The 19,626-nt window shown below is 59.8% G+C and carries 23 protein-coding genes; 6 read left to right on the plus strand and 17 right to left on the minus strand.

The features are described from left to right. The first annotated feature begins 83 nt into the window (after positions 1-83). Positions 84-695, plus strand: coding sequence for an immunity protein Imm33 domain-containing protein (locus CNX70_RS29025; RefSeq protein ID WP_096237558.1), 612 nt, complete (start codon positions 84-86; stop codon positions 693-695). Further along, on the plus strand, positions 692-1,045 hold the full coding sequence (locus CNX70_RS23760; RefSeq protein WP_096237559.1) for an MmcQ/YjbR family DNA-binding protein: 354 nt from the start codon (positions 692-694) through the stop codon (positions 1,043-1,045). Before CNX70_RS29025 ends, CNX70_RS23760 begins: the two co-directional genes overlap by 4 nt. Here CNX70_RS23760 and CNX70_RS23765 read toward each other — a convergent pair. The 8 genes from CNX70_RS23765 to CNX70_RS23800 form a co-directional block, all read right to left on the minus strand. After that, on the minus strand, positions 1,042-1,974 hold the full coding sequence (locus CNX70_RS23765) for a CysB family HTH-type transcriptional regulator (protein WP_096237560.1): 933 nt from the start codon (positions 1,972-1,974) through the stop codon (positions 1,042-1,044). The genes CNX70_RS23760 and CNX70_RS23765 overlap by 4 nt on opposite strands. A gap of 13 nt (positions 1,975-1,987) precedes the next feature. After that, positions 1,988-3,058 (minus strand): sulfate/molybdate ABC transporter ATP-binding protein, encoded by a 1,071-nt coding sequence (locus CNX70_RS23770; RefSeq protein ID WP_096237561.1) that lies wholly within the window; start codon positions 3,056-3,058, stop codon positions 1,988-1,990. Between the two features lies 1 nt (position 3,059). Further along, the gene (gene cysW / locus CNX70_RS23775) at positions 3,060-3,986 is read right to left on the minus strand and encodes a sulfate ABC transporter permease subunit CysW (RefSeq protein ID WP_096238650.1); all 927 of its coding nucleotides are present in this window, start codon (positions 3,984-3,986) and stop codon (positions 3,060-3,062) included. Next, on the minus strand, positions 3,983-4,792 hold the full coding sequence (cysT, locus tag CNX70_RS23780) for a sulfate ABC transporter permease subunit CysT (protein ID WP_070224513.1): 810 nt from the start codon (positions 4,790-4,792) through the stop codon (positions 3,983-3,985). Before cysT ends, cysW begins: the two co-directional genes overlap by 4 nt. A 313-nt stretch (positions 4,793-5,105) precedes the next feature. Beyond that, positions 5,106-5,744, minus strand: coding sequence for a peroxiredoxin (locus tag CNX70_RS23785; protein WP_096237563.1), 639 nt, complete (start codon positions 5,742-5,744; stop codon positions 5,106-5,108). A gap of 44 nt (positions 5,745-5,788) precedes the next feature. Next, complete coding sequence (locus tag CNX70_RS23790; RefSeq protein WP_096238651.1) at positions 5,789-6,355, minus strand: RBBP9/YdeN family alpha/beta hydrolase; 567 nt, start codon at positions 6,353-6,355, stop codon at positions 5,789-5,791. Positions 6,356-6,408: 53 nt separating this feature from the next. Further along, a complete protein-coding gene (locus tag CNX70_RS23795) occupies positions 6,409-7,413 on the minus strand; it encodes a sulfate ABC transporter substrate-binding protein (RefSeq protein ID WP_096237564.1) in 1,005 nt (334 codons plus the stop codon). Positions 7,414-7,543: 130 nt separating this feature from the next. Then, positions 7,544-7,927 (minus strand): diacylglycerol kinase, encoded by a 384-nt coding sequence (locus CNX70_RS23800; protein ID WP_096237565.1) that lies wholly within the window; start codon positions 7,925-7,927, stop codon positions 7,544-7,546. Between the two features lie 153 nt (positions 7,928-8,080). Here CNX70_RS23800 and CNX70_RS23805 point away from each other — a divergent pair, with 153 nt between their 5' ends. Next, positions 8,081-8,860, plus strand: coding sequence for an IclR family transcriptional regulator (locus CNX70_RS23805; protein WP_096237566.1), 780 nt, complete (start codon positions 8,081-8,083; stop codon positions 8,858-8,860). Between the two features lie 107 nt (positions 8,861-8,967). On the opposite strand, the gene CNX70_RS23810 is transcribed toward CNX70_RS23805, so the two are convergent. From CNX70_RS23810 to CNX70_RS23820, 3 genes are all read right to left on the minus strand, one after another. Further along, complete coding sequence (locus tag CNX70_RS23810) at positions 8,968-10,041, minus strand: serine hydrolase (RefSeq protein ID WP_096237567.1); 1,074 nt, start codon at positions 10,039-10,041, stop codon at positions 8,968-8,970. Positions 10,042-10,217: 176 nt separating this feature from the next. Continuing rightward, positions 10,218-10,937 (minus strand): nitroreductase, encoded by a 720-nt coding sequence (locus CNX70_RS23815; RefSeq protein WP_096237568.1) that lies wholly within the window; start codon positions 10,935-10,937, stop codon positions 10,218-10,220. A 21-nt stretch (positions 10,938-10,958) separates the two neighbouring features. After that, entirely contained in the window at positions 10,959-11,885 is a 927-nt protein-coding gene (locus CNX70_RS23820) for a DMT family transporter (protein ID WP_096237569.1), read from the minus strand. A 349-nt stretch (positions 11,886-12,234) separates the two neighbouring features. Here CNX70_RS23820 and CNX70_RS23825 point away from each other — a divergent pair, with 349 nt between their 5' ends. Next, positions 12,235-12,801, plus strand: a complete 567-nt coding sequence (locus CNX70_RS23825; protein ID WP_071075781.1) for a phasin family protein — start codon at positions 12,235-12,237, stop codon at positions 12,799-12,801. A 133-nt stretch (positions 12,802-12,934) separates the two neighbouring features. Here the strand turns inward: CNX70_RS23825 and CNX70_RS23830 are convergent, their stop codons facing one another. From CNX70_RS23830 to CNX70_RS23860, 6 genes are all read right to left on the minus strand, one after another. Then, positions 12,935-13,672: an ABC transporter ATP-binding protein gene (locus tag CNX70_RS23830; RefSeq protein WP_425269207.1), complete on the minus strand. Its 738-nt coding sequence runs from the start codon at positions 13,670-13,672 to the stop codon at positions 12,935-12,937. Beyond that, the gene (locus CNX70_RS23835) at positions 13,669-14,442 is read right to left on the minus strand and encodes an ABC transporter ATP-binding protein (protein ID WP_034785170.1); all 774 of its coding nucleotides are present in this window, start codon (positions 14,440-14,442) and stop codon (positions 13,669-13,671) included. Before CNX70_RS23835 ends, CNX70_RS23830 begins: the two co-directional genes overlap by 4 nt. A gap of 12 nt (positions 14,443-14,454) precedes the next feature. Continuing rightward, positions 14,455-15,672, minus strand: coding sequence for an ABC transporter permease subunit (locus CNX70_RS23840; protein ID WP_096237570.1), 1,218 nt, complete (start codon positions 15,670-15,672; stop codon positions 14,455-14,457). Positions 15,673-15,694: 22 nt separating this feature from the next. Then, positions 15,695-16,624, minus strand: coding sequence for a branched-chain amino acid ABC transporter permease (locus tag CNX70_RS23845; RefSeq protein WP_034785168.1), 930 nt, complete (start codon positions 16,622-16,624; stop codon positions 15,695-15,697). A gap of 295 nt (positions 16,625-16,919) precedes the next feature. Then, positions 16,920-17,867 carry a 4-hydroxy-3-methylbut-2-enyl diphosphate reductase gene (gene ispH / locus CNX70_RS23855; protein ID WP_096237572.1) on the minus strand — a complete coding sequence of 316 codons (948 nt, stop codon included), beginning with the start codon at positions 17,865-17,867 and terminating at the stop codon, positions 16,920-16,922. 10 nt (positions 17,868-17,877) lie between these two features. Then, positions 17,878-18,333, minus strand: a complete 456-nt coding sequence (locus CNX70_RS23860; protein WP_070224501.1) for an FKBP-type peptidyl-prolyl cis-trans isomerase — start codon at positions 18,331-18,333, stop codon at positions 17,878-17,880. A 121-nt stretch (positions 18,334-18,454) separates the two neighbouring features. Here CNX70_RS23860 and radC point away from each other — a divergent pair, with 121 nt between their 5' ends. Beyond that, complete coding sequence (radC, locus tag CNX70_RS23865) at positions 18,455-19,129, plus strand: RadC family protein (RefSeq protein ID WP_096238653.1); 675 nt, start codon at positions 18,455-18,457, stop codon at positions 19,127-19,129. Between the two features lie 248 nt (positions 19,130-19,377). Continuing rightward, complete coding sequence (rpmB, locus tag CNX70_RS23870) at positions 19,378-19,614, plus strand: 50S ribosomal protein L28 (protein ID WP_010400928.1); 237 nt, start codon at positions 19,378-19,380, stop codon at positions 19,612-19,614. Positions 19,615-19,626: the final 12 nt, after the last annotated feature.

Genomic DNA, 19,626 nt, shown 5'->3' on the forward strand with positions numbered 1-19,626 from the left:
CGCCTGCCCCCTGGCGTACGGGTGGCCATCCTGGCAGGCAATCGGCTACCATGGACATTCTCCCACTCTGACGACGGAATATCATGCCCAGCTGGCATCTGACCGACGCCGCCGATCTGGCGGCGCGCCATCCCTACACTTTCTACAAATCGCCACCCGAGGCCATCGCCCAGGTGCGCCCCGGCGAGGTGGTCAAGCTGATCTTCGCCTTCCACAGCGACGATCCGCAGGCGCCGGGCGCCGAGCGCATGTGGGTGCTGGTGGAGACGATCGAGCCGCATGGACATTTCACCGGCAAGCTCGACAACATGCCCGGCTACATCGCCGATCTGCACGCCAAGGACGCCATCGCCTTCGAAGCGCGCCACATCATCAATACGCAACACGACGATGACGACAATCTCGTCAACCGCTATGCGGGCCTGTGCTTCGTCACAAAACGCGTGCTGGAAGACGGCGCGCCCGTCGGCTATCTGTACCGCGAAGAGCCGGACAACGACGACGACAGCGGCTGGCGCCTCACGGCCAACGACGAGAGCGACGACTACATCAACGACAGCGCCAACGTGGCCCTGGTATCGCTCGGTGCCGTGCTCAGCGTGGACGACCGCTTCATCCGCCTGCTGGACTCGCCTGCCGGCGCGGCATATGCTTTCGACCACAGCACGCAACAATTCATGGCGGTTGAGGAATGACAACAGATGAACTGAAGGAATTTTGCGCGGCCCTGCCCGGCGCGCAAGCCGTGCTGTACGGTGCGCCGTCGAACATCCTCGTGGTTGAAGTGAGCGGCAAGAAATTTGCCTACTTTAAGACCAGCGCACCGGAGCAGTGGCGCTTCAGCCTGAGGGTCAGCGCGGAGCGCTTTATCGAACTGACGGACATGCCAGGCGTGAAACCGGCCCGCTACATGGGTCGCTTTCACTGGGTCACCATCGTCGATGTGACACGCTTCCCGGCCGATTACCTGGCCGAGCTGGTGCAAGATAGCTACGCGCGCGCCGTGGCCAGCCTGACGCGCGCGCAGCGGGCGACCATCGGCTAGAGGGCTTCCTCTCCCGCCATGGCGCGGTCGATGTCTGCGCGCGTCAGGTCCGGCGCCAGTTGCAGGATGAACTCGTAGGCGTAGGCGCGCAGGTAGGCGCCACGGCGCACGGCCAGGCGCGTCGTGTTGCTGGCGAACAAATGCGACGCCTCCACGGCCCTTAACCCCTTGTCGCGGCCATGGTCGAAGGCCATCGACGCGACGATGCCCACACCCAGGCCCAGCGCCACGTATTGCTTGATGACGTCCGAATCCATGGCCGTCAAAATAATATCGGTGGCCACGCCCGCCTTGGCGAACGCGGCGTCGATATGGCCCCGGCCCGTGAAACCCTTGTCGTAGGTAATCAGCGGATACTTGGCCAGGTCTTCCAGGCGGATGGGTGTATGTTCGAGCAGCGGGTGGCCGTCCGGCACGACGATCAAATGGCTCCAGCGGTAGCACGGGAACGACACCAGGTCAGGGAACTGGCTCAAGCCTTCCGTGGCGATGCCGATATCGGTCTTGCCCGACAACACCCATTCCGCGATGTGCTCGGGCGCGCTTTGTTGTAGCGCAATGCGCACGTCGGGATAGGCGGCGCGGAAGCCCTGCACCACTTTCGGCAGCGCATAGCGCGCCTGCGTGTGCGTAGCCGCCACCGACAGGGTACCGCTGGTCTGGCCGCTGTATTCCAGGCTGGCCTGCTGCAGGTTTTCCGCCTCGATCAAAAGGCGATCGACGATTTTCAAAATGCCCTTGCCCGGCTCCGTCAAGCCCGTCAAGCGCTTGCCGTTGCGCTCGAAGATGACCACGCCCAGCTCGTCTTCCAGTTCGCGGATTTGCCTGCTCACGCCCGGCTGCGACGTGAACAGGGCGTTCGCCACTTCCGTCAGGTTGTAGCCGCGGCGCGCCGCTTCGCGGATCGAGCGCAGTTGTTGAAAGTTCATATATTTTCAGCCTTTAGGTTCTTGTTGGTTCAACGAACACGTGGAGGCGTTTCGGGCGGACAACTAACGTCTCGCCTTCCTTCAACTGCAGATGCGTAAAACGCTCGTTCGACATCACCGCTTCGATCAGTTCGCTGTTATCGATGCGCTGCAAGTCCAGCTGGGCCAGCGGGCCGATGGCATGCGCGCGGCTCAGTTTCACCACGATGCCTTCGGCACCCTGCGTGTAGCGGTCGATTTCCAGGTCGTGCGGACGCACATAGGCCGTGCCCTTGCTGTCGCTCACGCCCGCATAATCGGGCACCTCGAAGCTGGCGTCGCCGGTGGCCATCACGCCGTCATGCACGCGGCCGTGGAACAGGTTGACGTTACCCAGGAAGCCGTAGACGAAAGGCGAAGCCGGATGGTTGTAGACTTGTTCCGGGGAACCGAGTTGCTCGACGGTGCCCTTGTTCATCAGCACCACCTGGTCCGCCACCTCCAGCGCCTCTTCCTGGTCATGCGTGACAAAAATACTGGTGACGTGCAAGTCGTCATGCAAACGGCGCAGCCAGCGGCGCAATTCCTTGCGCACCTTGGCATCCAGGGCGCCGAACGGTTCGTCCAGCAGCAGCACGCGCGGTTCGACAGCCAGGGCGCGTGCCAGGGCGATGCGCTGGCGTTGTCCGCCCGACAGCTGCGGCGGATAGCGGTCGGCCAGCCAGTCCAGCTGCACCAGCTCCAGCAAATCTTTCACTTTACGGCGGATCTGGTCTTCCGACGGGCGCTCGCTGCGCGACTTCACGCGCAAGCCGAAGGCCACGTTTTCAAACACCGTCATGTGCTTGAACAGCGCATAGTGTTGAAAGACGAAACCGACCTGCCGCTCGCGCACATGGCGGTTCGACGCATCTTCCGCGTCGAGCAGCACCTGGCCGCTGTCCGGATGTTCCAGACCGGCGATGATGCGCAGCAAGGTCGTCTTGCCGCAGCCGGACGGGCCCAGCAGGGCCGTCAATTCACCGGCGGGAAAGTCCAGCGAGATATTGTCGAGGGCGACGAAATCGCCGAAACGCTTGTGGATGTTTTTAACTGCGATGGTCATATCAGTGCTCCGTGGAACGTAAGGCGGAATCGTCGGCGTCGCTCTCGTTCAAACGCCACTCAATAAAAGCTTTCAAGGCCAGGGTCACCAGCGCCAGCAGGGCCAACAGAGAGGCGACGGCAAACGCGGCGGCAAAGTTGTACTCGTTGTACAAAATCTCCACCTGCAGCGGCATGGTGTTCGTTTCGCCGCGGATATGGCCGGAGACGACGGACACGGCGCCGAACTCGCCCATGGCGCGGGCATTGCACAGGATCACGCCATACAGCAAGCCCCACTTGATGTTTGGCAAGGTCACTCTACGGAACGTATTCCAGCCCGAGGCGCCCAGCACGAGAGCGGCCTCTTCCTCTTCGCTGCCCTGCGACTGCATCAGCGGGATCAGTTCGCGCGCCACGAACGGGAAGGTAATGAAGATGGTGGCCAGCACGATGCCGGGCACGGCAAACAGGATCTTGATGTCGTGCTCCTGCAGCCACGGGCCGAACCAGCCCTGGGCGCCGAACATCAGCACATAGATCAGGCCGGAAATCACGGGCGAGACGGAAAACGGCAAGTCGATCAGGGTCAGCAGGATGCTCTTGCCGCGGAACTCGAACTTGGCGATACACCAGGACGCGGCCACGCCGAACACCAGGTTCAGCGGCACGGCGATGGCGGCCGTGATCAGGGTCAGCTTGATGGCGGAAATCGCGTCCGGATCGATGATGGCGGCGATATACGCTTCCCAGCCCTTCTTGAACGCTTCGGCAAACACGGCCACCAGGGGCACGATCAGGAACGCCGTCAGGAACAGCAAGGCGATGCTGATCAATACCGTGCGCACCCACAACGGCTCCAGCACGACGGGGCCGACGTTCGGCTCGAAACGGCGCGCTTTTGGCAGCGCATCTTCCACCGTCGCCACGGCAGTGATATTCGTACTCATGATTTCTTCGCCTTTCCGCGCGTCCATGCTTGCAGCAGGTTAATCGTCAACAACAGCAAAAAGGAGACCACCAGCATCACCACGGCGATGGCCGTGGCGCCCGCGTAATCGTATTGCTCCAGCTTGGTAATAATGAACAGCGGCGTGATTTCCGACACCATCGGCATGTTGCCAGCGATAAAGATTACGGAACCGTACTCGCCCGTGGCGCGGGCAAAGGCCAGCGCAAAGCCCGTCAGCAAGGACGGCAAAATCGTGGGAAAGATGACGCGAATAAACGTTTGCAGCGAATTGGCGCCCAGGCTGGCGGCCGCTTCTTCGAGTTCCTTTTCCGCGTCTTCCAGCACCGGTTGCACGGTGCGCACGACGAAGGGCAAGCCGATGAAGGTCAGCGCCACCACCACCCCCAGCGGCGTGAACGCCACCTTGATGCCCAGCACGCCTTCGATGAACTGGCCGAACCAGCCGTTCGACGAGTACAGAGCGGTCAGGGTGATGCCGGCCACGGCCGTCGGCAAGGCGAACGGCAAGTCGACCAGCGCGTCGATGATGCGCTTGCCGGGGAATTTGTAGCGCACCAGCACCCAGGCCAGGATGCCGCCAAACACCACGTTCAGCAGGGCAGCGATCAGCGAGGCGCCAAACGTCAGCCGGTACGACGCCATCACGCGCTCGGACGTCACTGCGCTGAAGAAGGCGTCCCACGTCATGGTGAAGGTTTTCAGGAACACCGACGAGAGCGGAATGAGAACGATCAAGGCCAGGTAAAAGAGCGTGAAGCCCAGTGACAGCTTAAACCCCGGCATGACCCGAAACGGCGCGCCGCGCGCCTTGATCGGTGCTGCTGATGCTGCAGACATAGAAACTCCTTCTTATTACATTTTTGAGTTATAGGGCGCAATAATCACATGCAATCGTTATAAAAAGAACTAACCATTTCTCATTTGCTTAGATGGATTTTGCATACTTCGTTATCAAAGCGCTGGGCGAAAAAAAACGCACCGGACAGGTGCGTTTTTTAAGTGTCACTTGAGAAACCCCTGCGAAATGCCGGGGTCGGACCCTGAGGGTCCGACCCCAGAACTTGCTTTTGGGGTATATCCGCAACTGACCCCGTTCTTACTTGTTCGGCTGCGGCGTCAGGCGCAGGTACGGCTTGGCAGCCGTAAAGCCCTTCGGATACTTCTGCTTGATCACGTCCGGGTCTTGCACGGTCAATGGGATGATGACGTCGTCGCCATCTTGCCAGTTGCCTGGCGTGGCGACCGTGTAGCCGTCCGTCAGTTGCAGGGCATCGATGACGCGCAGGATTTCATTGAAGTTGCGGCCAGTACTGAGCGGATACGTGAGGATCAGGCGTACCTTTTTGCTCGGGTCGACGATGAAGACGGAGCGCACGGTGGCCGTCACGGATTGCTCCGGGTGGATCATGTCGTACAGCACCGACACTTTCTTGTCGACGTCGGCGATGATGGGGAAGCCCACCACGGTGTTTTGCGTCTCTTCGATATCCTTGATCCAGCTCTTGTGCGACTCGGCCGCGTCCACGGACAGGGCGATGGCCTTCACGTTGCGCTTGTCGAATTCCGGCTTGAGCTTGGCCGTCAGGCCCAGCTCCGTCGTGCACACGGGGGTAAAGTCGGCCGGGTGGGAAAACAGCACCACCCAGGAATTGCCAGCCCACTCGTGGAACTTGAGCGTCCCGATCGAGCTGTCTTGTTCAAAATCAGGGGCGACATCGCCCAGGCGTAAAGTCATCGTGATCTCCTTGTGAAGTTGTGTGTCTATGGATATTCGTCGAATCAGGCTGCCTGACGGTGGCGTTTGTCGCTTTGCGCCAGATCAAACAGTGTTTGCAGTTGCGCCTGACCGTAGACCCAGTCACCAAGGCGCGACTCGGCGTTGATATGGCCCAGCGCACCGCCATCAATATACTTGCAATTCCAGCGCCGCGCCCACTGCGCCGCGTGTTCGGCCGTCATCCACGGATCCGTCTGGCTGGCGATCAATATGCCGGGGCAAGGCAAGCGCTTTTGCGGCAAGGCTTTGGCCACGCCAAACTTGTCCGGATCGGCCGGCCCTACCAGCAGCACGCCGGCCACGCCCTGCGGGTCGCGCGCCAGGCTGTGCGCCGTCGTCAGGCAGCCGAAGCTGTGGGCGACGATCAGGGTCGGGCGCGCATCTTGCCGCCGCACCTGGTCCAGGCGCGCCGACCAGGTGGCCAGCTCGGGTTCGTTCCAGTCATCCTGCTCAACCCGCTCGAATTGCGGATACAGGCGCTGCCAGCGGCTCTGCCAGTGCTCGGGACCGCTGTTATGCAAGCCCGGCACGATCAGTACCCGGTAATCGGAAAAGCTGCGCAGCGCCATGATGTGTCCTTGCGTGATCGATTCCGGCAAGCGTTGCCGCCTACCGGTGAAGATTACTTCGGCTGATAAATCTGGTCGAAGATGCCGCCGTCGGCAAAGTGCGCCTTCTGGGCCGACGTCCAGCCACCGGCCACTTGCTCGATGGTGAACAGCTTGACCTTGGCAAACTGCGACGCGTATTTCTTCGCCGCCTTGTCCGTTGCCGGACGGTAGTAATTCTTGGCGATGATGTCTTGTGCTTCGTCCGTGTACAGGTAGTTCAGGTAAGCCTCGGCCACCTTGCGCGTGCCGTGCTTGTCGGCAAACTTGTCGACCACGGCGACGGGCGGCTCGGCCAGGATGCTGACGGACGGGGTGATGATGTCAAACTTGGTCGGGCCCAGTTCCTTGACGGCCAGGTAAGCCTCGTTTTCCCAGGCGATCAGCACGTCGCCGATACCCCGTTCAACGAAGGTGGTGGTGGCGCCGCGTGCGCCGGAATCGAGCACGGGCACGTTTTTATACAGTTTGCCGAGGAAATCCTTGGCCTTCGCTTCGTTGCCGCCCGGCTGGCGCAAGGCATAGCCCCAGGCCGCCAAATGGTTCCAGCGGGCGCCGCCCGAGGTTTTCGGATTCGGCGTGATGACGGACACGCCCGGCTTGATCAGGTCGTTCCAATTCTTGATGCCTTTCGGGTTGCCCTTGCGCACCAGGAACACGATGGTCGAGGTGTACGGCGCGCTGTTGTGCGCCAGGCGCTTTTGCCAGTCGGCGGCCAGCAGTTTGTGCTCGGCCAGTGCATCGATGTCATAGGCCAGGGCCAACGTGACCACGTCCGCTTCCAGGCCGTCGATGACGGCGCGCGCCTGCTTGCCGGAACCGCCATGCGATTGCTTGATCTTGACGTTGTCGCCCGTCTTGCCTTTCCACTCCTTGGCAAATGCCGTGTTCACATCCTGGTACAGCTCGCGCGTCGGGTCGTACGACACGTTGAGCAGGGTGATATCGGCGGCCTGCGCCGTTTGCAGAAGGGCAAACGCGCTAAGGGCGGCGGCAATGATGATTTTTTTCGACAGCATCTAAGATCCCCGTGTGGTTGAACTTTCAGAGCCACCAGATTACGGCGCAACGGCCGCAAAGAGAACGAAGCGTTTCGCCGTTTGATATGCGTTTTTCACATATGGACGGCACACAACGGGGATAAAGCAGTTAATAAAAACGGTTGAACAGCACCACGGACCACGTGGCGAAGGCCAGGATGCAGGTCAGCAGCACGGCGGCGCTGCCGAAGTCCTTGGCGTTTTTCGACAGCGGATGAAGCTCGAGCGAGATGCGGTCGACCACGGCTTCCAGCGCGGAATTGATCAGTTCGACGATCAAGACCAGCAGCAGCACGCCGATCAGCACCAGTTTTTCAAAGGCGGAGATGCGCAGCAGCAAGGCGATCAGCGTGCCGACGACGAACAAGCCCAGTTCCTGGCGGAACGCATGTTCATGGCGCCAGGCCGCCTTCAAGCCGTCGAGCGAGTAGAAAAAGGCGGAAAAAATCCGTTTCAAGCCGCTCTTGCTCTTGAATTCATTGACAGGTTGCATAGTTTTCCATGGTTCAAAGTACATCCAGCCGTCAATTATGACGGCCAACATGAGAATTGTGACAATTTATTCGCTGAATATCTCGGAACATTTCACTATTTTTTCACATCATGGTATAAAGATGCATGAATACTGCATTGCACCAAATCCATCATGAAAATTGAACCGGTCGCAGCTCCAAAGACGACGATCCAGGTCATCGAACGCATGGTCGCCCTGCTCGATGCCCTGGCCAAATATTCCGACCCGGTCAGCCTGAAGGAATTGTCCAAGGTTTCCGGCCTGCACCCCTCGACGGCGCACCGCATTCTCAACGACATGGTGCTGACCCGCTTTGTCGACCGCATCGAACCGGGCACGTATCGCCTGGGCATGCGCCTGCTGGAACTGGGCAATGTGGTGAAAAGCCGCCTCAGCGTGCGCGAAGCGGCGCTGGACTTCATGCGCCAACTGCACAAGAAAACCCAGCAAACCATCAACCTGTCCGTGCGCCAGGGCGACGAGATCGTCTACATCGACCGCGCCTTTTCCGAGCGCTCGGGCATGCAGGTGGTGCGCGCCATCGGTGGCCGCGGCCCGCTGCACCTAACCTCGACCGGCAAGCTGTTCCTGTCAGTCGACGAGCCGAAAGCCATCCGCGCGTACGCCACGCGCACGGGCTTGGCCGGGCACAACAAGAATTCCATCACGGATCTGCAAAAACTCGAGCGCGAGCTGAGCCTGGTGCGCGAGCGCGGCTATGCGCGCGACAATGAAGAGCTGGAGCTGGGCGTGCGCTGCATGGCCGCCGGCATCCGCGACGATTCAGGCAAGCTGATCGCCGGCCTGTCGATCTCGGCCCCCGCCGACCGCCTGCAGGATGAGTGGCTGGGGGATCTGGTGGAGACGGCGAACCAGATTTCCGTCACCTTGGGTTTTATTCCACAGGACTAAAGCACTGCCGCATAAAAATGTTCAGGGCAAGGCGCACTAACGAAGACAGTACGACTAGTACGGCGAGTTAGTGCAACGTAGCCATGGACATTCGCATTGAAACTTAATCAACCGCCGGGCAGGCTCATGTTGGCTGGTTTGAGGGCTTCCAGCCACTTGCGCATGCGTCCCGCATCGGCCGTACGCGACTGTTTTCCCTTGGAATCGAGGAAGACCATGATCACGGCCCGTCCTTCGATGACGGCCTGCATCATCAGACAACGTCCCGCCTCGTTGATGAAGCCCGTCTTTTGCAGGCCGATTTCCCAGCCCGGGTTGGCCACCAGGTGATTCGTATTGCCAAACTGCATGGGCTGGCCGCTGGCTTCGACGATGGCTTTCGGGTCCGTCGAGTACTCGCGCAGCAGCGGATGGCGGAAGGCGGCCATGGCCAGCTTGCCCAGGTCGCGCGCGCTGGCCACGTTCATCTTCGACAAGCCGCTGGAATCGACGTAATGCGTATCGAGCATGCCCAGTTGGCGCGCCTTGCTGTTCATGGCGTCGACAAAGGCCGGCAAGCCGCCCGGATAATTGCGGCCCAGCGCCGAGGCGGCGCGGTTTTCCGAGCTCATCAGGGCGATATGCAGCATATTGCCGCGCGTCAATTGCGAGCCCACTTTCAGGCGTGAGCTGCTGAACTTGGCGCGGTCGACGTCCTCGTCCATGATCGTCAACACTTCATCCATGTCCTGGCGCGCTTCGACCACCACCAGGCCCGTCATCATCTTGGTGATGGAGGCGATGGGCAGGGCCACATTCGAATTCTTTTCAAACAGCACTTCCGAATTGGCCTGGTCCAGCACCAGTGCCACGCTCGATTTGAGGTCGAGCGGATCGCGCGTGAGATTCAGACCAGCCAGGTCGCCCATGGTGGGCATCGGTGCGGCCATGGGCACGGCCACGCTGCTGACTTTTTGATAGATGACCTTGCGTTTGCCGCGCACCATGACGACCCGGCGCACGGTCTTTTCGCGCGGCGCGGCCGTCGTGCCCTTGCGCAGCACGACTTTGACTTTCTTGGTGTTGTGTTTCTTGGAGGCTGAGGATTTGCCGTTCGCTTCCTTGGCGTGCACGGCCGCAGCCGGCGCCAACGCAAACAGCAGGGAAGCCAGGACACCCAGCGCAAGTTTAAACTTAGCCATTCGATAATTCCCCGTGAAGCTGTTGCCTTATTGCAGTGTAGCGAAATGCAGAGTAATCGCAAGCCTATTTAACAGTTGGGACAGTATTTATTGCAGCAACGAAATACAAATCGTTGGCGATCAGCAAACAAACTCATCCTTAATCGACTGTTTGCTTGCGCAAATCGCCAGCGTGTCTATTTATCCATGAATTTAACAAAGCCGGCCAGCGGCTCGCGTTCCGTGTTCAAGCGGTTCTCGATCTTGTCCGGGTCGGCATAGCCGAGGGCCATGCCGCACACCACCATTTCGCTGGCCGGCACGCCCAGTTCCTCGCGGATGATGTCATGGTAGTGGATGAAGGCCGCTTGCGGGCAGGTATCGAGTCCGCGCGCGCGCGCCGCCAGCATGATGTTTTGCAAGAACATGCCGTAGTCGAGCCAGGAACCCTGTTCCAGCACCCGTTCGATGGTAAAGATCAAGCCCACGGGCGCATCGAAAAACTGGAAATTGCGTCCATGCTGGGCCGCCATGCCGGCCGTGTCGCCGCGCTCCAGGCCCAGCAACTGATACAGATCCAGGCCGATCTTGCGGCGGCGTTCGATGAACGGCGCCGTCCACTGGCGCGGGTAATAGATATACGACGCCGTGCGCGCGGGGGCGTCCGGCGCCTTCGGTGCGGCATAGGCATCGAGGATGCGGCGCGACAGGCGCAGGCGCGCTTCGCCCGACAGCACGTACACTTTCCACGGCTGCATGTTGGCGCCAGAGGGGGCGCGCGCCGCCACTTCCAGGATGCGCGCAATCTCGTCCGGCGCCACCGGCGTGGGCAAAAAGGCGCGGATCGAACGGCGCGACACAATGACGGCGTCCACGGCTTGCTGCGCCGACGTTGTTTCCAATGCTTGCTTGCTCACTGCCCTGCTCTCCCGCTCACTCTATTTCTTGACGACAAACACCACGCCGACCACGGCCACCAGCATGCCGGCGATACCCAGCATATTAAAGGCTTCGCCAAACATCAGCCAGGCCATCACGGCCGTCGTGGGCGGTGTCAGGTACAGCAAGCCCGTCACTTTCGTCGCATCGCTGCGGCGGATCAGGGCAAACAGCAGGAAAATGGCGCCGATAGACAGCACGAGTACCGACCACAGCAAGGCGCCTATGAAATTCGCCGTCCATTGGACGTTGCTGAAATGCAGGTCCAGCCCCTCGTAATACAGGGCGAATGGCAACACGACCACGATGGAGGCGGCAAACTGCACCACCGTGCCAGTGCGCAAGTCGAACTGGGGACAGTGGCGTTTTTGATACATGGTGCCGGCCGTCATCGACAGCAGGGCAAACACGCACAGCAGCACGCTTTCCACGGTCAGGCCCACGAGATTGATCTTCGCGTACACGACGAGGGCCACGCCCAGCAAACCAAAGAGCAAGCCCAGCCACTGGCGCGGGCGCACGGATTCGCCGATCAATGGTGCGGCGCAGGCCGTCAGCACAGGCTGCATGCCGACGATCAGGGCAGAGAGGCCGGCTGGCATGCCCAGCTTGATGGCGCACCAGACGCCGGCCAGATAGCCAGCCTGCATCAGGATGCCGGCCACGGCGATCTGGCGGAACTGTCCCACGGGCCACGGTGCGCGCAACAGCAGCACCAGCGGCAGCAGGATCACCAGCACGCCCAGGAAGCGCAGCAACAAAAAGGTCAGCGGCGGCGCGTACGGCAGGCCGAACTTGGCGACGATAAAACCTGTGCTCCATAACAACACAAAAAAGCCGGGCAAGGCCATCGGCGCCAGGGTCGTCAAGAAAGGAGCTTTGGGGGCTTTACCGCTGGCGCCAGCTGCGGCGGGAAGATTGGACATGGTATCAACTCGGGAAACGGGGTCGGCACCGGGGCGCTGCGCCAGTGCGGGAGGCAAAGTCTAGCATGCTGCGCCGCACTCGTCCTGAAAGGCGGGGAAATAACAGTTTAGGGTTAAACCATTGACACCCAGAAATCAAATATTTCTCTTTAGAAACAATGGTTTTTGATGCAAATCTATTCAATTGTTGCATTGCACAAGAATCGCTTGACTTCATTTTTTTTCGCCGTAGAATAGGGTTTGTTGCGTTGCACAATTCTTGTTCAGCTTGAAAATTTAGATTCACCTGCTTTCCCAAACGGTACACGCAGCATCAAATTAACCAGATTTCGATTTTTTGGAGATTTATATGTTTTCAATTCCTGAGCAATTTTCGTCCGCTACCAAAACCAACCTGGAAGCCCAATTCGCCCTGTTCTCGTCGCTGACGAGCAAAGCCTTCGAAGGCATCGAAAAGATCGTCGAACTGAACCTGACCGCGGCCAAGGCAACGCTGGAAGAATCGACCGCCGCCGCCAAGCAATTGCTGTCGGCAAAAGATCCCCAAGAATTCTTCTCGCTGAGCGCTGCTCAAGCCCAGCCTAGCGCCGAAAAAGCCATCGCTTACGGTCGTCACCTGGCTGCCATCACGTCGGGCACCCAAGCCGAGTTCAGCAAAGCAGCTGAATCGCAAATCGCTGAAACCAACCGCAAAGTGCTGTCGCTGGTGGAAGAAGTCACCAAGAACGCGCCAGCCGGTTCGGAAAACGCTGTTGCCATGCTGAAAAGCGCCATCGGCAACGCCAATGCAGGCTACGAGCAATTCTCGAAAACCAGCAAGCAAGCCGTCGAAGCCATCGAAGCGAACCTGACATCGGCCGTGAACCAGTTCACGCAAGCGGCTGAAAAAGTCGTGCCACGCACGGCTGCCAAGTAATTATTGCGCGACCGCTACGGCGGTCCGTTGTTCCAAGCTCCTCCAGGCATCCATCCCGCACTTCTCCGACGGATGCCATTATGCCCCAGCCCAGCTGGGGCATTTTTTATGTCTGAGCACTTCCTGAACGCGTTTACTCCCCCAGATACGCCGCCTTCACGCGCGGGTCGTCGAGCATGGCGGCCGCATTGCCGCCCATGATGACCAGGCCGGAATCCATCACATAGCCGCGGTGCGCCGCTTGCAGGGCCAGGCGGGCATTCTGCTCGACCAGCAAGATCGTGATGCCTTCGGACGACACCTTGCGGATCACCTCGAAGATTTTTTCCACCATGATGGGCGACAGGCCCATCGATGGCTCGTCGAGCAGCAGCAGCTTCGGATGACTCATCAGGGCGCGCGCCATGGCCAGCATCTGCTGCTCGCCGCCCGACAGGGTGCCGGCCATCTGCGCCGCCCGCTCTTTCAAGCGCGGAAACACGTCGAACCATTTCTCGATATCGGCCTCGACACCGGCCTTGTCCGTGCGCGTGTAGGCGCCCATCATGAGATTTTCACGGATCGACATGCGGGTAAACACGCCCCGCCCTTCCGGCACCATGGCCAGTTTCTTCTCCACCAGGTGAAACGACTTCGTGCCCTTGAGCGATTCGCCCAGGTAACTGATCGTGCCCTCGACCTTACAGGCCGGCAGGGTGCCCGTGATGGCTTTCAAGGTCGTCGTCTTGCCCGCGCCGTTCGCGCCGATCAGGGCGATCAGCTCGCCTTCGTTGACTTCCAGGTCGATACCCTTGACGGCCTTGATGCCGCCGTAGGCCACGTGCAAGCCCGCCACTTTCAATACAGTCTTGTTCAAGCCATTGTTACTCATGCGTGCGATCCCCCCAGGTAAGCCTCGATGACGGCCGGGTTTTGTTGTATTTCGGCCGGCAAGCCTTCGGCGATGCGCTTGCCATATTCGAGCACCGTGATGCGGTCGCATAGTCCCATCATCAGTTTCACGTCGTGCTCGATCAACAGCACGGTCTTGCCTTCGGCCTTGATTTTCACCAGCAACTCGCGCAAGGCCAGCTTTTCCGTCGCGTTCATGCCCGCCGCCGGCTCGTCGAGGGCCAGCAGCGTGGGGTCGGTGGCCAGCGCGCGGGCGATTTCCAGGCGCCGCTGGTCGCCATACGATAAAAAGCGCGCCGTGCGGCTGGCGAACTGGGCGATGCCGACGAAATCGAGCAACTCCATCGCCCGCTTGCGGATGGACGCCTCTTCCTCGCGCGCCGCCTTGTGGCGGAAGATGGCGCCGAACACGCCCTGGTGCGAGCGCACATGGCGCCCCACCATGACGTTTTCCAGCGCCGTCATGTCGCCAAACAGGCGGATATTCTGGAAGGTACGCGCAATGCCCGCCTTCGCCACCTTGTGCGGTGCCGACGGCGAATACGGCTTGCCGGCCAGCTCGAAGGTGCCCGTATCGGGCTGGTACAGACCCGTAATGACGTTAAAGAAAGTGGTCTTGCCGGCGCCGTTCGGGCCGATCAAGCCGTAAATCTGGCCTTGCCGGATGGTGATGCCCACATCGGTCAGCGCCTGCAAGCCGCCGAAACGCTTGTTTACGCCGGCGATATTGAGAATGATCTGTTCGCTCATGCTATCCCTCCCTTATGCGGACACGACGCCGGTGGATTTATTCGGCTGGTCCACATCGTGGTCGGGCCGGTCTTCGTGCTTCGGCGATGGCCACAGGCCGGCGGGACGGTTGAGCATGATCAACACCATGGCCAGGCCGTACAGCAATTGGCGCAGCACTTCCGCCTCGATCACCACGTGGCCGAACAGCGCCTGCTGGGCCGGCTCCACCACGTGGCGCAGCACTTCCGGTATCGAGGCGAGGATCACGCCGCCGAGGATCACGCCGGGGATATGGCCGATGCCGCCCAGTACCACCATGGCCAGCACGGCGATCGATTCCGTCAGCGAGAACGATTCGGGCGAGACAAAGCCCTGGAACGAGGCAAACATGGCGCCGGCCACGCCGCCGAACGAGGCGCCCATGGAAAAGGCCAGCAATTTGACGTTGCGCGTATTGATGCCCATGGCCTTGGCGGCGATCTCGTCTTCGCGGATGGCCACCCAGGCACGGCCCAGGCGCGAATGCTGCAGGCGCTTGGTGACGAACACGACGGCGATGCACAGGAAGAGGAACAAAAAGTAATAGGCATTCACGGACGGCATGGAAAAGCCGGCCACCACGACGGTGCTGTTGGTGCCCGCCTCGCCCGCCAGGTTGACGCCGAAGATGCGGATGGGGTCGATCAAATTGATGCCTTGCGGGCCATTCGTGAAATTGATCGGGTCGTTCAAATTGTTCATGAAGATGCGGATGATCTCGCCAAAACCCAGGGTCACGATGGCCAGATAGTCACCGCGCAACTTCAAGGTCGGCGCACCCAGCAAGGCACCAAACAGGCCGGCAACAAAAGCTGCCAGCGGCACGATGAGCCAGATCGACAAATGGATGCCGTTTTCGCGGATTTCCGGTCCCATCAGTTGCACCAGGGTCTCGCCCAGCAGCGGATATTGATTCACCACCGATTCGAGCAGGATGGCGAACTGTGGCGACGCCAGCAAGGCCGTCAGGTAAGCGCCCACGGCGTAGAAGGCGATGTAGCCCAGGTCGAGCAGGCCGGCAAAGCCGACGACGATGTTCAAGCCCAGGGCCAGCATGATGTACAGCAAGGCCATGTCGATGATGCGCACCCACGAGTTGCCGAACTGCGCGGCAAAGAACGGGAACACCATCAGCAGCGCGGCCAGGCCCAGCATGCCGGCGTAGGCTTTGGCCGGATTTTTCTTCGCGTCAAAATCGAGTAGTGCCATGATTTAATCTCCCAGTTTCACATCAGGCACGGTCGGCCACGCGTTCGCCCATGATGCCGGACGGGCGCAAGGTCAGCACGATGATCAGCACGACGAAGGCAAAGATATCCTGGTAGTGGCTGCCCAGGAAGCCGCCCGTGATGTCGCCGATATAGCCGGCGCCCAGGCTCTCGATAATGCCCAGCAAGATACCGCCCAGCATGGCGCCATAGATATTGCCGATGCCGCCCAGCACGGCCGCACAGAAGGCCTTCAAGCCGGGGATGGCGCCCATGGAAAATTGAATGGAGGCATAGTTGGCGCCCCACATCACGCCCGCCACGGCCGCCAGCGCGGCGCCGATGGCAAAGGTGGCCACGATGACCTTGTCGGAATCGACGCCCATGAGGCCCGCCACGCGGGGGTTTTCCGCCGTGGCGCGCATGGCGCGGCCCATTTTCGTCTTTTCCACCAGCAATACCAAGCCGCCCATCGACAGCGCGGCCAGGGCCAGCAGCAACACTTGCGTTTGCGAAATCACGGCGCCGCCTATGTTGATGGGGTCGGTCGACAGCAATTGCGGGAAGGGCAAGGGATTGCGCGTCCAGATCATCATGGCGAAGGTTTGCAGCAGGATGGAGACGCCGATGGCGGTAATCAGGGGGGCGAGGCGGGGGGCGTTGCGCAGGCGGCGGTAGGCGACCCGCTCGATGATAATGTTGACCAGAATACAGATGGGGATGGCGCCGAGGATGGCGGTGGCCAGTTTCAGGTAGCCGGGCCAGTCCGGTACATAAATGCCCAGCAGCTTGAGGATGGTCAAGCCCACCATGGCGCCGATCATGAGTACGTCGCCGTGGGCGAAGTTAATCAGGTTCAAGACGCCATACACCATCGTGTAACCGAGGGCGACTAAGGCATACATGCTGCCCAACACCAAGCCGTTGATGATCTGCTGGATGAATGTATCCATGATTGCCCTATCAAATATGCATTTTTCGGGAACAACTTCGGCCAGAATATGTCGCTGATACAAAAACGGCACCGGAGGAAGAATTCCTGCAGTGCCATCCCTGGACCGTTCTCACCAGCATGGTGCACGCACTCAAAACGGGCGTGACCTTGCTTAGTCATAACGACAACATATTCAAGCTTGAAGCAATCATAACGATCTTTTGCAAAAACTAAGCTTGGAATAAATCGATCATTTCCGAATTAAATTCGGTTTTGAGGTAACTATTTCATCGATACGCAATCGCCCTACAGACTCAGGCCACGTCGCGCTTGAGGCCATCGAGGCCTTTCGGCATCGGGAACGTGACGGCTTCCTGCACGCCGTCGAGCGGGCGCACGCTCTTCACGCCACACTCTTTCAAGCGGTCGATGACGGCTTGCACCAGCACCTCGGGCGCCGAGGCGCCAGCGGTCACACCCACGCGCAGCTTGCCTTCCAGCCAGGCGGGATCGATCTGCGAGGCATTGTCGACCATGTAGGCTGGCGTGCCCATCTTCTCGGCCACTTCGCGCAGCCGGTTCGAATTCGAGCTGTTCGGGCTGCCCACGACGATCACCACTTCCACTTGCGGCGCCATGAATTTCACGGCTTCCTGGCGGTTCGTGGTGGCGTAGCAGATGTCGCCTTTTTTCGGCTCGGCGATGTTCGGATATTTCAGCTTCAAGGCCTCGATAATGTCGCGAGTGTCGTCAACTGACAACGTTGTTTGCGAAACATAGGCCAGGCTCTCCGGATTGGCTACCTGCAATGCCGCCACATCATCGAGCGTTTCCACCAGATGCATGCCCATATCAGCCTGCCCCATCGTGCCTTCCACCTCGGGATGGCCATCGTGGCCGATCATGATGATTTCGCGGCCTTCGCGGCGCATCTTGCCCACTTCCATGTGCACCTTGGTGACCAGAGGGCAAGTCGCGTCAAAAATGCTCAGGCCGCGCGATTCCGCCTCGGCGCGCACGGCTTTCGACACGCCATGCGCGGAAAACACGAGCGTATTGCCAGCAGGCACGTCATCGAGGTCGTCGATGAAGATAGCGCCCTTGTTGCGCAAGTCGGCCACCACATAGGCGTTGTGGACGATTTCATGGCGCACATAGATCGGTGCACCAAATTGCTGCAAGGCACGTTCGACGATTTCAATCGCCCGGTCGACGCCAGCGCAGAAACCACGGGGCTGGGCCAGTAACAGTTCTTTATCCATCGCTATTCCTTCACAGCACCGAAATGAGCTTGACTTCAAAGCGCAGCGGCTGGCCTGCCAGCGGATGATTGAAGTCGAACAGGGCCGAATCCTCGCGCATTTCGCGCAGCACGCCGGCAAAGCGGCCGCCGCCCGGCGCGGCGAAGTCGACCAGGTCGCCGATCTTGTAGTCGGCGCCCGGCACCGAGTTCTCGTCCAGGGTCGCGCGCGAAACGGACTGCACCAGCTCGGGATTGCGCTCGCCAAAGCCTTCGCCGGCGGCCAGCTCGAACGTCTGGTGCGTGCCTTCAGGCAAGCCCAGCAAACGCTGCTCGAGGAATGGCGCCAGCTGGCCCTGTCCCAGCATCAAGGTAGCAGGATTTCCGCTAAAGGTAGTGACAATATCAGTACCGTCAACAGTAGCAAGACGATAATGCAGGGTGAGGTAAGCCGCTTCGGTGACGACTGCTGGTTGCTCGTTGGACATAGTGAGTTTTCAGGTAGCTGATGCAAAACGATATTGTAAGCCACACTGGCCGCGCTTGCCCCATGGCTTCGTCAAAGAAGACCATGCCGGGGCACGCGCCGGTGACAAACAGGAGAACAGCATGGGCATCAAGGACTGGCCGGCCAGCGAACGGCCGCGCGAACGCCTGATCGAGGATGGCGCACACTCGCTGTCGGATGCGGAATTGCTGGCCGTGTTCCTGCGCACGGGCGTGCGCGGCAAGAGCGCCGTGGAGCTGGCACGTGACACGGTCGAGCACTTCGGCTCCCTGCGGGGCCTGTTTGGCGCCAGCCTCGTGAGTTTTTCCGCCGTGCATGGCATGGGCAGCGCCAAGTTTGCTCAGCTGCAAGCAGTCATGGAACTGGCGCGGCGTGCCATCATCGAGGATTTGCAAGCAGGCCAGGCGCTCAATTCGCCGCACGCCGTCAAAGACTATTTGCGCCTGACCCTGGGCAACCTGGCACACGAAGCGTTTCATGTGTTGTTTTTGGACGTCAAGAACCGCCTGATCACGACCCAGGAAATGTTTCGCGGCACCCTCACCCACACCAGCGTGTATCCGCGCGAAGTGGTGAAACAAGCGCTGCTGCACAACGCGGCCAGCGTCATGCTGGCGCATAACCACCCGTCCGGCACGCCCGAGCCCAGCGAATCGGATTTATTGCTCACGCGCGCGCTGGTGCAAGCCTTGTCGCTGGTGGACGTGCGCATCCTCGACCATTTCGTCGTGGCCGGTCGGCAAGTACATTCGTTTGCGGAACACGGCCAGATCTAGGCCCGCACCCGCCCTGGTCACAGTTAACCATGTGTAAACAAGGACATACGTGACAGCAGCGGAACGCTTATCTAACAGTAAACAGTCCTGTTTACCAGTGCTTTCCCCTATGAAGAAGGGTAAAAGTCTAATTGTTAAATTATTTCAATACAACATGACACAATTGTTTTTCGCAAGTCATTGATAAATCTGCTTATTTTGGATATACTCTCGTTTTTCCAATTTGGAATATCTTTAAGGAGTGCGCCATGGCACGTGTTTGCCAAGTCACTGGGAAGAAGCCGATGGTCGGCAACAATGTTTCCCATGCAAACAACAAAACCAAACGTCGTTTTTTGCCTAACTTGCAGAATCGTCGTATTTTTGTTGAATCTGAAAACCGCTGGGTCTCCCTGCGTTTGTCCAACGCCGGTCTGCGCGTCATCGATAAAGTCGGCATCGACGCCGTATTGGTCGATATGCGCGCTCGTGGCGAAAAAGTCTAATTAGCAGAATAA

It is taken from the genome of Janthinobacterium svalbardense (assembly GCF_002327145.1).
Classification (GTDB): domain Bacteria; phylum Pseudomonadota; class Gammaproteobacteria; order Burkholderiales; family Burkholderiaceae_D; genus Janthinobacterium; species Janthinobacterium tructae.

What these genes read in the sequence shown, in the direction of transcription:
- CNX70_RS29025 (WP_096237558.1), top strand. Translation starts at nt 84, where the DNA reads ATGCCCAGCTGGCATCTGACCGACGCCGCCGATCTGGCGGCGCGCCAT.
- CNX70_RS23760 (WP_096237559.1), top strand. Translation starts at nt 692, where the DNA reads ATGACAACAGATGAACTGAAGGAATTTTGCGCGGCCCTGCCCGGCGCG.
- CNX70_RS23765 (WP_096237560.1), bottom strand. Translation starts at nt 1,974, where the DNA reads ATGAACTTTCAACAACTGCGCTCGATCCGCGAAGCGGCGCGCCGCGGC.
- CNX70_RS23770 (WP_096237561.1), bottom strand. Translation starts at nt 3,058, where the DNA reads ATGACCATCGCAGTTAAAAACATCCACAAGCGTTTCGGCGATTTCGTC.
- cysW (WP_096238650.1), bottom strand. Translation starts at nt 3,986, where the DNA reads ATGAGTACGAATATCACTGCCGTGGCGACGGTGGAAGATGCGCTGCCA.
- cysT (WP_070224513.1), bottom strand. Translation starts at nt 4,792, where the DNA reads ATGCCGGGGTTTAAGCTGTCACTGGGCTTCACGCTCTTTTACCTGGCC.
- CNX70_RS23785 (WP_096237563.1), bottom strand. Translation starts at nt 5,744, where the DNA reads ATGACTTTACGCCTGGGCGATGTCGCCCCTGATTTTGAACAAGACAGC.
- CNX70_RS23790 (WP_096238651.1), bottom strand. Translation starts at nt 6,355, where the DNA reads ATGGCGCTGCGCAGCTTTTCCGATTACCGGGTACTGATCGTGCCGGGC.
- CNX70_RS23795 (WP_096237564.1), bottom strand. Translation starts at nt 7,413, where the DNA reads ATGCTGTCGAAAAAAATCATCATTGCCGCCGCCCTTAGCGCGTTTGCC.
- CNX70_RS23800 (WP_096237565.1), bottom strand. Translation starts at nt 7,927, where the DNA reads ATGCAACCTGTCAATGAATTCAAGAGCAAGAGCGGCTTGAAACGGATT.
- CNX70_RS23805 (WP_096237566.1), top strand. Translation starts at nt 8,081, where the DNA reads ATGAAAATTGAACCGGTCGCAGCTCCAAAGACGACGATCCAGGTCATC.
- CNX70_RS23810 (WP_096237567.1), bottom strand. Translation starts at nt 10,041, where the DNA reads ATGGCTAAGTTTAAACTTGCGCTGGGTGTCCTGGCTTCCCTGCTGTTT.
- CNX70_RS23820 (WP_096237569.1), bottom strand. Translation starts at nt 11,885, where the DNA reads ATGTCCAATCTTCCCGCCGCAGCTGGCGCCAGCGGTAAAGCCCCCAAA.
- CNX70_RS23825 (WP_071075781.1), top strand. Translation starts at nt 12,235, where the DNA reads ATGTTTTCAATTCCTGAGCAATTTTCGTCCGCTACCAAAACCAACCTG.
- CNX70_RS23830 (WP_425269207.1), bottom strand. Translation starts at nt 13,672, where the DNA reads ATGAGTAACAATGGCTTGAACAAGACTGTATTGAAAGTGGCGGGCTTG.
- CNX70_RS23835 (WP_034785170.1), bottom strand. Translation starts at nt 14,442, where the DNA reads ATGAGCGAACAGATCATTCTCAATATCGCCGGCGTAAACAAGCGTTTC.
- CNX70_RS23840 (WP_096237570.1), bottom strand. Translation starts at nt 15,672, where the DNA reads ATGGCACTACTCGATTTTGACGCGAAGAAAAATCCGGCCAAAGCCTAC.
- CNX70_RS23845 (WP_034785168.1), bottom strand. Translation starts at nt 16,624, where the DNA reads ATGGATACATTCATCCAGCAGATCATCAACGGCTTGGTGTTGGGCAGC.
- ispH (WP_096237572.1), bottom strand. Translation starts at nt 17,867, where the DNA reads ATGGATAAAGAACTGTTACTGGCCCAGCCCCGTGGTTTCTGCGCTGGC.
- CNX70_RS23860 (WP_070224501.1), bottom strand. Translation starts at nt 18,333, where the DNA reads ATGTCCAACGAGCAACCAGCAGTCGTCACCGAAGCGGCTTACCTCACC.
- radC (WP_096238653.1), top strand. Translation starts at nt 18,455, where the DNA reads ATGGGCATCAAGGACTGGCCGGCCAGCGAACGGCCGCGCGAACGCCTG.
- rpmB (WP_010400928.1), top strand. Translation starts at nt 19,378, where the DNA reads ATGGCACGTGTTTGCCAAGTCACTGGGAAGAAGCCGATGGTCGGCAAC.